The following is an 11,223-nucleotide window of genomic DNA, read 5'->3' as shown; positions in this document are numbered from 1 at the left end:
TGCGAGTAAGTTCAAAGGAACAGTCAAAAGACTTAAACAGTGGCTAACTGATATTGCTTTTGATTTTTCTTGCAGCTTGCAGCTATTAACTTGCAGCTTTCATTATGCTTTGCCCTTACTCGCAGCCTATAACCCTAAACAGCCCTTCTACTTCAACACAACCCAGGCAATTTTCTTTTTGCCTGCTTGAATGAGGTATCTGCCAGGACTCAACATTAAGCTTGGCTCCACAACTTCCCAATCTACTTTTACTCGGCCGTTCTTCAGCATATCTTTTGCTTGTGCTGAGTTGGTAGCCAAACCTGCTTTATTAATCAAGGCCGCTATCGGGAATTGCTCAGCACCATCAAGGTCTACTTCTACCTCTTCGGTACCTTCTGGGACTTCACCTTCGACGATTAGATTACCTGCACCTTTGTGAGCATTTGCGGCAGCTTCTTCATCGTGGAAACGAGCAACAATTTCACGTGCTAATTCAATTTTGATATCACGAGGATTTGCGCCGTTTTCCACCAATGCTTTTAATGCCTCGATCTCTTCTAATGATTTAAAAGACAACAACTCATACCAACGCCACATTAGTGAATCAGGAATAGAGACAATCTTCTGGAACATTGCACCGGGTGCTTCTGTGATGCCAACATAGTTATTCAAAGACTTAGACATTTTCTTTTCACCGTCTAACCCTTCTAGCAGCGGCGTCATGATAACGACTTGCGGATCTTGCCCTTCTCCTTTTTGGAGTTCACGACCCATCAACAAGTTAAACTTTTGATCGGTACCACCTAGCTCAACATCCGCTTCAAGCGCCACCGAGTCATATCCTTGTACTAACGGGTATAAAAACTCGTGAATTGAGATTGATTGATTCGCTTTATAACGTTTTTTGAAATCATCTCGCTCTAGCATACGGGCGACACTTTGTTGTGCGGCCAGCTTAATCATGCCATCTGCACCAAGCTTGCTAAACCACTCGGAATTGAAGCGAATCTCGGTTTTTGCTGGATCTAAGATCTTAAACACCTGCTCTTTATAAGTAGCGGCGTTTAATTCAATCTGCTCAGCGGTTAAAGGTGGGCGGGTAGCACTCTTTCCTGTTGGGTCACCAATTAAACCGGTGAAATCACCAATCAAGAAAATAACCGTATGGCCCATCTCCTGAAACTGGCGCATTTTGTTAATAAGCACGGTATGGCCCAAATGTAGGTCTGGGGCAGTAGGGTCGAAACCAGCTTTGATTCGTAAAGGTTTATTACTCTTTAGTTTCTCAATAAGCTCCTCTTCAACTAAGATCTCTTCTGTCCCGCGTCGAATTTCGGCCAGTGTTTGCTCCAGATTCATGGAGTCTCCTTTATAAATAACTACATTTAAACAATAGGTAATTGTATCATCTTGTGATATCAGTTAGCACAATTTGATGTATTTGCTGATAAACTACATTAACTATTAAAGCTAACGTTATAAAATTTAATATTATGATGAGTCAATTGTTGAAGAAAACAGACATCTTTCCTCGAGCGCACTTAGTGGCACTGGGCGCTTGTTCTTTATTGGTTTTGCTTGTATCCCTTTGGCCCACCAAAAGCCAATCCGTCGTTGTTGAAATACCTGCCGATGTATACACACCCGAATTAGTGGAAGATTTCATTGAAGAGAACCCGCTCACTTCAGTCACAGAAACCGTTAAATCTGGCGATACACTTTCAACCGTATTTGAACGATCTGGTGCCGGCGTTTCGGTATTATACAAATTAATTTTAAATGATGAAATTAAAACGCCTATGGAAAAGATATTCCCAGGGCAAGAGTTTGTCTTCAAATTTGATGAAGCAGACTTGCTTCACTCGGTCACATTTAACGAATCTAAAATGGTCTCCTACACCATTTCTTTCAATGAAGAGCGCACGGCCAGCATCGAGAAGTTAGTCAAAACACCTGATATCCATACGCGCTATGCGAAAGCGACCATTGATGACTCCTTATTTATGGCCGGTATGAAAGCAGGTCTAACCGACAACATGATCATGCAGCTGGCCACTATCTATGGCTGGGATATCGATTTTGCTTTAGATATACGCAAGGGCGACTCCTTTTCGCTTTTGTATGAGGAAAACTATCTAGAAGGCGAGAAACTCAGCGATGGACCTATAATCGCCGCTCGATTCTACAATAACGGTCGAGAGTTAACAGCCTTACGCTACACCGATGAATCTGGGCGCACCGATTATTACGATCCAAGCGGTGACAGCATGCGCAAAGCATTCTTACGCACCCCAATGGACGTTTTCCGAATTTCTTCAAGCTTCAACCCAAAACGAAAACACCCTGTGCTCAATAAGATTGTTGCCCATAAAGGCACCGATTACGCGGCACCTATTGGAACGCCAATCAAAGTCACAGGTGATGGTAAAGTATTAAAAGCCTATTACTCTTCAACTTATGGCAACGTCGCTATAGTTCAACATGGTGAAGGCATTAGAACTCTATATGCGCATATGAGTAAATTTTCAAAATACGCTCGAGCAGGCAAGCGCGTTAAACAAGGGCAAGTTATTGGGTATGTTGGGAAGACAGGTCGTGTAACGGGCGCGCACTTACATTATGAATTCCAAGTACACGGAGTGCATAAAAACCCTCAAACCGTTAAGCTACCAAATGCACAGCCACTCAATAGCAAGTATCTTGAGAACTTTAAAAGCTATGCGGCTAATGTGAGCGGGCAATTAAGTGTTTATGATGAAGCCTATGCGCAATCGGATACGCCCATAATACACCTTGAGTGAGCTTTAAAAATATTCGTAACCTTGGTCTAGCAGATTAGCCTCAACCGCTGGACCATATGGTACGGTACTAACAAAGGGCGGTAGTTGCGCCCTATCAACATCATTTAGTTTCATCCAAGTCTCACAAACTTGTATATCTATTGCATTAAATGCCTGTAATTGAGCAGCAAGATTTACAAGCTCTTCATTATTCTCATAATTCTCTTTTAAAAAGGCTCGAATCTCAGAGCCATGTAAAATCAACGATACTGGCCTTTCAATAGAGTATCGCGACTCCGATTTCACGATTTGGTCGACACGCTGAAGAATCTCACTCAGCTCAAGCGTTGAATGTGCCTTAATTTCAGCGATAAAAGGCTGAGAAATTGCAGAACTAATGGGAGGAGAATCAGAATAAACAAAAGCAGCCCACGCGATAGACATCGCGAGAGCTATTTTTTTACATCGCAAACGAAGAACCACAGCCACAAGTAGTTGAAGCAGAGGGATTGGTAATTAGAAAGCGACTGCCCTCGAGGCCCTCAGTGTAGTCGACCGTCGAGCCGGCCAAATATTGTACGCTGAGTGAGTCGATTACGAATTTGACGCCACTTTTATTGATAATAGTGTCATCGTCGGCAATCACTTCGTCAAAGGTGAATCCATACTGGAACCCAGAGCAACCACCACCCGTTACAAACACACGCAGCATCAATGAGTCGTTCTGCTCTTCTTCAACCAGCAGACCGACCTTTTTAATGGCAGCATCAGTGATGTTTAATGGCTCTTCAACCACAGCACTATCTAACATTGAACACCCACTTTTTAAGATAAGGGAGAATTATCAATACCTGAGCAAAACAGTCAACTACTAATGACTATTTTACAGTGTCCGTTGCACCTACACCGGTTTCAGTATTGCTTGGCTTTGCCAAAACAGCTTTAGCATCGGCCTTACCCTTCTTCCCTTTATCGGCAGCCACATGCAATAACTTGCCGTTCACTTTAGCGCCCATGACCATTTCCATCATGACATAGTGAACATCGCCGGTGACTAAGGCATTTTTGTTTAGGGTAATGTGATCAGATGAATAAACATCGCCTTTCACTTCACCATTGATAACCACATGTGGCGCACGAATTTCACCTTCAACGATGCCTTTCACACCGATGGTTACTTCAGCACTGCTGTCTGGGTCGGCTAAAATATTACCTTTCACGGCACCTTCAATTTGCAGTGCCTCTGAAATACGAATATCGCCTTGAATCTCTGCTTTCGCTGTAATCAGCGTTACGTTTTTGCCCACGTTCTTCTCACTGCCCCACATTGTTTTCATTCTCCAGATCTGACCAGTCAAATAACTCTTCTACTCGAGCTGATTTATTACCAACCGATTGAGCAACTACTTGAATCTGATCAGGCGTAAACCCTTCAGGTAACACTAGCTCACCTTTAAAGTCTTGAAAGTACCGATATCGAAACTTAATGTCTACATCGGAAATATCTTCAGATAAGTCCTTAAGAGAATAGGCGGTAATTTCAGAGTTTTGTACCCCTAAAATGTTAATCCCGACAAATCCCCTTAAATAATCTGAATTATTGCCAACTTGAGTCAACATTACCTTAAAGCGGTAACGATTTTGGCTCGCCGTCTTCCCTAAGCTGACTTCTTGAATCGTTAAGCCTGATGTATTGAGCGAAGGCGACATAATGCCTTGATACAGAGCATTCTCTTCTTCTAACTCGGCTATTTTGTCGCTCAGCTCTCGATTCATTGTTCTGACTGAATCCGTTGAGCTTTTATCTACAATAGATGCATTTTCAAGAACAGCCACCTGCTGACGGAGCTTAGCTTCTCTTTCTTGACTTAGCTTTAAGGCTTCTTTTAGCTGTGTACGCTCTTTCAGCAACACCTTTTCTTCATGCAAGCCTTGACCAAAGCCGTACCAATAGGCGAGCGCAACTAAACTTACACATATCATTACGTAGAGAATGCGCAAGATGGCATTCCTAATAGGCCTATCCGGTACAACTTTAAAGTTTGTAACCGCAGTTCCTTTCACATTATGCATTTATAGTGCCCATTAATTGCCTTAATATTCTGTGCGCTATAATGTAACAAATTGAAGCGCAAACGGGTATGATGCATTTCACGCTGTACGGCAAACTTACTTAACATGCAACGTTTTACGCTTTCGAACATACGCGCAAGATTACTTCAAAGCCAAGCATTGGCTTTATTGTCATTATTTGGCGTCATCACAGGCTTAGCAACGGGCTTGGTCATGGCTTGGTTTGTCTTTTCTATCGATATTGTCACCGGACTACTCGATGAAGGCGAGACTACCGGCTTTAGAGGATTAAATGCGATTTGGCGATTCAGCCTTCCGCTTATCGGCGCTGTAATTCTTTTAGTTCTATTCAAGCTCACCCACCAAAAGTATCATGATGTCGGCATTTCGCATGTCATCGATCGCCTACAACGAGGGCGAGGTAAAATTCCGACTGGCAATACCTTGTTTCAATTTTTTGCTGCATTAATTGCATTAGGGGCTGGCTACAGTGTCGGTAAAGAAGGCCCTGCTGTGCATATTGGGTCGGGTATCGCCAGTAAATTAGGGCGCAGCTTTTATCAAACACCCAGCCAGCTAAGGTTATTAACTGGATGCGGCACAGCGGCGGCCATTTCGGCTGCATTCAATACCCCTCTGGCAGGTGTGTTGTTTGCGATGGAAGTCGTGCTGATGGAATACAGCTTAAATGGCTTTATCCCAATCATTGCCGCGGCCGTTACAGCGGCCGTCTTTACACACTACATAACCGGCGATCACCCAGCCCTGTTAGAAATCAGCATACCTACCGGTAGCTCGATTGATATTATTTGGCTGTTGGTCTTAGGCATAGCGACTGGCCTGGGAGCCGCGCTATTGCACCAAGTTATTCGATACTTTCTTACCTTAAATGTCGTGAAAGTGCATAAACGCTTTTTAATGGCCGGCCTAATTTCTGGTTTTTGCGGGCTATTAGCTCCCGCTTCATTGGGGATCGGCTTTGATACTTTACCGTCTGTGCTTACTGGCGACATGGCGTTGTGGGTATTAGCCATGCTCGTCGTCGCGAAGGTGGTCGCTACGGGTTCCGCCATCGGCTTAGGCATACCCGCTGGTATTGTTGGACCCGCTATGGTGATGGGTTTGTTTTTGGGCGCTTTAGTAGGGCGTCTATTGCCGTCGCAAACGCCAATTGAGCTATTTGCTGTGCTTGGTATGGCTGGATTAATGAGCGGATTGCTTCATGCACCTCTGGCGGCCATTACTGCTGTCATTGAAACCTCAGTAGATGCCTCATTGATGTTCCCGGCCATGATCGTGGTGGTTATCTCTAATTTAACCTGCCAAGTGTTGTTCCAACAACCTTCCGTGTTTCGTACAATGCTATCGAGCCGAGGATTGAATATTTCGACGCACCCTTTACGTAATGCATTAGCGAGCCGGTATCTAACGGAAATTGCGACCATTCAATTCAATGTCATCACGATTGATATGGATGATGAAAGCATCGAACAACTTGTCACGCTCAGGCAAAAGCTGTTTGTATTTCGAACCAACACCCAAGCCAGCTATATACTCACGCACCACTTTTTAACGCAACGCATCGAAGCTTGGCAGCGGCTAAAAGAATCTGAGCAACAATCATTATATGGTTTCTTAAAGTTGGGATTACCCGAAAGAAGCCGCATTACCGTATTATCTGAAGACACATCCTTACTCGAAGGCATACGTATTTTCCAAGGGGAAGATGTCGCTGCGATTCAGGTGCCTTTAGATGCATTCCGTATTAGCTTGGTTACACGCCAAAAACTAACGTCTGTACTCACCTCCGAAGGAGAGCTTCAATAATGGCTTATTTGCTGTTTAAAACCCTACACATCATTTTTGTCATCACCTGGTTTGCTGCGCTGTTTTATTTGCCGCGACTCTTTGTATACCACGCCAGTGCCGAAGATCGTATCTCTAAAGAACGCTTTAAAGTGATGGAACGAAAGCTCTATAGAGGCATTATGACGCCTTCTATGATTGCCGCTATTTTTTGCGGTAGCGCCTTGCTATGGCTAAACCCAAGTTGGTTAAATGGAGGTTGGCTGCACGTAAAACTAATGCTGGTTGCACTAATTGTGGTTTATCATTTTTGGTGCAGACGAATATTAATTCAATTTAAAGAAGACCGAAATGAGCGCTCTCATCGGTGGTTCCGTTGGTTTAACGAGGCGCCAACATTTGCCTTGTTTGCCGTTGTCGCCTTAGTTGTTTTTAAGCCATTCTAAATTAAAACTTACGCTACCGGTGTTTTTGGGAAATGGTTTCTAAACCCGAAAGCACGGTAGATTCAACCTCTTTTAACAATACATCAGCGTCTTTATCTGTACTGTGAATAGGTGGATGTACGATTATATCTACCGTACCAGAGCGCTTAGCAAATCGATCATTTAGCCAAAACTCTCCAGCATTGTGCGAAATAGGAATCACGTCTGCGTTTGCTTCTTGCGCTAATAACACACCGCCCTTTCTAAAAGGCAATGGCGCGCCGGGTTTGGTACGCGTACCTTCCGGAAAAATTAATACAAAGCTACCATCTTGAATTCTCTGCGACCCTTTCTCGATAACTTGAGCCATCGCTTGCCGGCGGTTTGAACGATCTATCGCAATAGGTTTCATTAAAGAAAAGGTCCACCCAAAGATGGGTATCTTCAATAAACTGGATTTAGCCACTTGCGATTGAGGCGCAAATAAAATCTGTAGAAAATACGTTTCCCATGCGGATTGATGATTTGAGATAATCACACCCGCTTGATTTGGAATATTCTCGCGCCCATGCACTCGACAATGAATCCCTAGAATCCAACGCGTACAAACATCTAAGAATCTAGCCCAACCACCAATAACTACTTTACTGCGCAATGGATATGGAATTATAAAAGCAAACAACCCAAAAAATGCCGCCCACGCAAACGTAAATGGCACCACAATGACATAGAAAATAAAGGTACGAATGGTTGCGAGTATCATTCTGAATCAAACCCTAAAATATGTTGCAACTTTCAGTGTAACGAAAATTATTTTAACACCTGATAGTTGAATTTTAATTAACCGTTTCCCAATTGGAACGAATAGGAATCGATCAGACAAAAAAAAGCCCGGAAAAACCGAGCTTTTATCAGAACAATAAGCTGAAATTACTTAATTTTAGCTTCTTTGAACATTACGTGTTTACGAACCTTAGGATCGTACTTTTTGAACTCCAACTTATCTGGAGTATTACGCTTGTTCTTGTCTGTTGTGTAGAAGTAGCCAGTTCCTGCAGAACTCACTAAACGGATTAAATCACGAGCCATTGTATAGTTCCTTAAACTTTTTCACCACGGGCACGGATGTCTTTTAAAACAGCCTCGATACCCTTTTTGTCGATAATACGCATACCTTTAGCAGTAAGACGCAACTTAACGAAACGATTTTCACTTTCTACCCAGAAACGGTGAGAGTGAAGGTTCGGCAAGAACCGACGCTTAGTTTTGATCTGTGAATGGGAAACATTGTTTCCGCTTACAGGACGCTTACCTGTAACTTGGCAAACTCTAGACATTATTTGTCGCCTCCAATTGTGACGGTGACACCGCATTATTAATAAAACAAATTGGACCACAGGATGTATAGCTTTAGGCGTCTTACCGTCATCGAGTTAGGCAATCTAAAACCGTTAGGACCTGTGACCCTAAATTCAAGAGGCGCGATTTATACCAGAACAAGGCATCAACCTCAAGCAAAATTGCCGTTTTTTTGCTCTAACACCATTCGCGACCTAATTAAAAAAACAGCGATTCACAAGATTCCTCGCTCCGCAAAGCTTACCACAACTCCCTGCCCTACAACCATGTGATCTAATAATCTGACATCGATCGAAAACAAGGCATTTTTAAGCTTCTCCGTGAGCAGCTGATCTGCTTGACTGGGCTCTGCGATTCCACTGGGGTGGTTATGAGCAACAATGACCGCAGCAGCGTTATGTTTCAGAGCCTTCTTGATCACCTCTCTAGGGTATACAGCGGCAGAATCGATTGTGCCAGTAAAGAGCGTTTCAAAGGCTAATACTTGATGTTGGTTATCAAGCCAAATGCAAGCAAACTCCTCATGTTCTAAATCACGTATCTTTGCCAATAGAAATTGACGAGTATCGCTGGGCGAGGTGAGTGAAGCAGAATTAACCAACTCACTCCACAAGTGGCGGCGGGCCATTTCCATGACCGCTTGGAGCTGCACGAATTTGGCAGGACCTAACCCTTGGCCTTGGCAAAATTCGTCTTTATCGGCTTTCATGAGTTTGGCGAGTGTGCCAAATCTGGCTAAAAGTGCTTGGGATAAGCCAACGGCATCTAATCCAGGAATCCCGGTTCTTAAAAAGATAGCGAGCAATTCTGCATCGGTAAGCGCTTGAGCACCTTCAGACAAGAGTTTTTCTCGAGGGCGCAGCGAGGCTGGCCAATCGCGTATAGACATAGTGAATCCTTTCACTTGAGAGTAATAAAATCTTATTCCACATGCTATATTGCGCGTAAGAGTGTTATTCAGCCAGTGTTAAATCGAAATTTACACAGCGCTTAATCAACGCCTTCGAATCAAAATCGCACTGACGTACTTAGAGAAGTTAACCATGGTAAACAGCCTAAACACGGAACACAGCAACGAACTTGCCGACACAAACGTCGTGGTGGGCATCACAGGAGGTATAGCGGCCTATAAATCGGCCGAGCTGGTGCGGCTTCTCATCAAAAGCGGCGCCCAGGTTCGAGTAGTGATGACAGAAGGCGCAAAAGCTTTCATTACGCCACTAACATTCCAAGCTCTAACCGGAAACCCAGTCAGTGATAGCCTACTCGACGAACAAGCAGAGCAAGGCATGGGGCACATAGAGCTCGCACGCTGGGCAGACATCATTCTTGTAGCGCCGGCAACGGCTGATTTTATCGCCCGATTAAACGCAGGCATGGCAAACGATTTACTCACAACCATTTGCTTAGCGACACACGCAAAAATCGCCCTAGCCCCAGCCATGAACGAAAAAATGTGGCATGCGCCAGTGACCCAAGCCAATATTCAAGACGTACAAACGCGCTTTAACGATTTACACATATTTGGACCCGGTACAGGGGAGCAAGCCTGCGGCGACGTCGGCGCGGGTCGAATGTTAGAAGCACTAGAGCTTTGTCAGATGACCTGCGCGCTGTTCTCAAGCAAGCCGTTGCTAGGCAAAAAAGTGGTGATCACAGCGGGACCAACGCGTGAAGCCATCGACCCCGTTCGTTACCTCAGTAACCACAGCAGTGGCAAAATGGGTTACGCAATCGCTCATGCGGCTTCACTAGCTGGCGCATCAGTGACTCTCATCAGTGGGCCTGTGAGCCTTGAACCACCGGCAAACATAACCGTTGTTAACGTAAACAGCGCACTAGAAATGTACTCCGCCGCGCATGAGAATCTAGAACAATGTGATGTATTCATTGGCACAGCCGCTGTTGCAGATTATCGACCCCAAAATACGGCCCACCAAAAAATGAAAAAAGACCAACAAGGTGATTTACTCAATCTACCATTGGTCGAAAACCCTGATATTATTGCCAGCGTGGCTAAAAGTGAGCAACGCCCAGCCTGCGTGATCGCATTTGCCGCTGAAACTCAAGATTTAGAAAACTATGCATTGCGTAAGTTAGAGAAAAAAGCGGTTGATGCGGTCGTTGCTAATGATGTGTCTCGCTCGGACATAGGCTTTGGTTCAGAACGCAATGAAGTACTCTGGGTTACTAAAGACAGCCGTCAACGATTTGGTCCAGAGACAAAAACGCAAGTTGCACATTTTATTATTCATTCGGTCACCGAAATGTTGAGAACATAACCATGACACATACACTTCAGTTAAAAATACTAGACCCTAAAATTGGCGACACTATTGAACTGCCTTCTTACGGTACAGAAGGCTCGGCGGGGATGGATTTAAGAGCGTGCCTAGATGAACCGCTAACCGTATTACCCGGCGAAACACACCTAATCAAAACTGGCATCGCCATCTATATTGAGGACCCTAGCCTAGCCGCTACAATCATTCCTCGTTCAGGTCTTGGTCACAAGCATGGAATCGTACTGGGGAATTTGGTGGGGTTGATAGATTCAGACTATCAAGGCGAGCTCATGGTCTCATGCTGGAATCGTGGCCAAGATGCCTTCACCATTGAACCGGGTGATCGCATCGCACAGATGGTGCTGGTCCCTGTGATTCAGGCGCATTTTGCTATTGTTGATGAATTTGTAGAAACGGACCGTGGCGCGGGTGGTTTTGGCAGTACAGGGCGCGAATAACTGACAAATCTGACTGAATAAGACTAATTATCGGTAAATCTAGCTTAACGTGGTG

At 44.4% G+C, this 11,223-nt stretch carries 15 protein-coding genes; 6 read left to right on the top strand and 9 right to left on the bottom strand.

What is annotated here, in order from left to right; translation table 11 throughout:
* Positions 1–147: 147 nt before the first annotated feature.
* Positions 148–1,341, bottom strand: coding sequence for a tyrosine--tRNA ligase (gene tyrS / locus QWZ13_RS03455; RefSeq protein ID WP_290280548.1), 1,194 nt, complete (start codon positions 1,339–1,341; stop codon positions 148–150).
* A gap of 134 nt (positions 1,342–1,475) precedes the next feature.
* Between tyrS and QWZ13_RS03450 the strand changes: the two genes are divergently transcribed.
* Entirely contained in the window at positions 1,476–2,783 is a 1,308-nt protein-coding gene (locus QWZ13_RS03450) for a peptidoglycan DD-metalloendopeptidase family protein (protein ID WP_290280547.1), read from the top strand.
* 3 nt (positions 2,784–2,786) lie between these two features.
* Here the strand turns inward: QWZ13_RS03450 and QWZ13_RS03445 are convergent, their stop codons facing one another.
* The 4 genes from QWZ13_RS03445 to QWZ13_RS03430 all read right to left on the bottom strand — a co-directional run bounded on the left by QWZ13_RS03445 (position 2,787) and on the right by QWZ13_RS03430 (position 4,835).
* Entirely contained in the window at positions 2,787–3,206 is a 420-nt protein-coding gene (locus QWZ13_RS03445; protein WP_290280546.1) for a DsrE family protein, read from the bottom strand.
* A 16-nt stretch (positions 3,207–3,222) separates the two neighbouring features.
* Positions 3,223–3,573, bottom strand: coding sequence for an iron-sulfur cluster insertion protein ErpA (gene erpA / locus QWZ13_RS03440; protein ID WP_216001740.1), 351 nt, complete (start codon positions 3,571–3,573; stop codon positions 3,223–3,225).
* A gap of 67 nt (positions 3,574–3,640) precedes the next feature.
* A complete protein-coding gene (locus QWZ13_RS03435) occupies positions 3,641–4,120 on the bottom strand; it encodes a bactofilin family protein (protein WP_290280545.1) in 480 nt (159 codons plus the stop codon).
* On the bottom strand, positions 4,077–4,835 hold the full coding sequence (locus tag QWZ13_RS03430; protein ID WP_290280544.1) for a DUF6776 family protein: 759 nt from the start codon (positions 4,833–4,835) through the stop codon (positions 4,077–4,079). The genes QWZ13_RS03435 and QWZ13_RS03430 overlap by 44 nt, the downstream gene beginning before the upstream one ends.
* 105 nt (positions 4,836–4,940) lie before the next feature.
* On the opposite strand from QWZ13_RS03430, the gene QWZ13_RS03425 reads away from it, so the two are divergent.
* Together QWZ13_RS03425 and hemJ are read left to right on the top strand one after the other, a co-directional pair.
* The gene (locus QWZ13_RS03425) at positions 4,941–6,662 is read left to right on the top strand and encodes a chloride channel protein (RefSeq protein ID WP_290280543.1); all 1,722 of its coding nucleotides are present in this window, start codon (positions 4,941–4,943) and stop codon (positions 6,660–6,662) included.
* Complete coding sequence (gene hemJ, locus QWZ13_RS03420) at positions 6,662–7,087, top strand: protoporphyrinogen oxidase HemJ (protein WP_290280542.1); 426 nt, start codon at positions 6,662–6,664, stop codon at positions 7,085–7,087. The genes QWZ13_RS03425 and hemJ overlap by 1 nt, the downstream gene beginning before the upstream one ends.
* Positions 7,088–7,100: 13 nt before the next feature.
* Here hemJ and QWZ13_RS03415 read toward each other — a convergent pair whose 3' ends face one another.
* The 3 genes from QWZ13_RS03415 to rpmB form a co-directional block, all read right to left on the bottom strand.
* On the bottom strand, positions 7,101–7,829 hold the full coding sequence (locus QWZ13_RS03415) for a lysophospholipid acyltransferase family protein (RefSeq protein WP_290280541.1): 729 nt from the start codon (positions 7,827–7,829) through the stop codon (positions 7,101–7,103).
* 167 nt (positions 7,830–7,996) lie between these two features.
* Positions 7,997–8,155 (bottom strand): 50S ribosomal protein L33, encoded by a 159-nt coding sequence (gene rpmG, locus QWZ13_RS03410; RefSeq protein ID WP_196159139.1) that lies wholly within the window; start codon positions 8,153–8,155, stop codon positions 7,997–7,999.
* Between the two features lie 11 nt (positions 8,156–8,166).
* Positions 8,167–8,403 (bottom strand): 50S ribosomal protein L28, encoded by a 237-nt coding sequence (rpmB, locus tag QWZ13_RS03405; RefSeq protein WP_216001735.1) that lies wholly within the window; start codon positions 8,401–8,403, stop codon positions 8,167–8,169.
* 51 nt (positions 8,404–8,454) lie between these two features.
* Between rpmB and QWZ13_RS03400 the strand changes: the two genes are divergently transcribed.
* Positions 8,455–8,697, top strand: a complete 243-nt coding sequence (locus QWZ13_RS03400) for a hypothetical protein (protein WP_290280540.1) — start codon at positions 8,455–8,457, stop codon at positions 8,695–8,697.
* Here the strand turns inward: QWZ13_RS03400 and radC are convergent.
* Positions 8,640–9,314, bottom strand: a complete 675-nt coding sequence (gene radC, locus QWZ13_RS03395; protein WP_290280539.1) for a RadC family protein — start codon at positions 9,312–9,314, stop codon at positions 8,640–8,642. The genes QWZ13_RS03400 and radC overlap by 58 nt on opposite strands.
* A 154-nt stretch (positions 9,315–9,468) precedes the next feature.
* On the opposite strand from radC, the gene coaBC reads away from it, so the two are divergent.
* Entirely contained in the window at positions 9,469–10,707 is a 1,239-nt protein-coding gene (gene coaBC, locus QWZ13_RS03390) for a bifunctional phosphopantothenoylcysteine decarboxylase/phosphopantothenate--cysteine ligase CoaBC (protein WP_290280538.1), read from the top strand.
* A gap of 2 nt (positions 10,708–10,709) precedes the next feature.
* Positions 10,710–11,168, top strand: a complete 459-nt coding sequence (dut, locus tag QWZ13_RS03385) for a dUTP diphosphatase (protein WP_290280537.1) — start codon at positions 10,710–10,712, stop codon at positions 11,166–11,168.
* The last annotated feature ends 55 nt before the right edge of the window (positions 11,169–11,223 follow it).

Source organism: Reinekea marina (genome assembly GCF_030409715.1).
Lineage (GTDB): Bacteria > Pseudomonadota > Gammaproteobacteria > Pseudomonadales > Natronospirillaceae > Reinekea > Reinekea marina.
The sequence above is the reverse complement of the archived record's forward strand: the minus strand, read 5'-3'. Positions and strand labels throughout refer to the sequence as shown.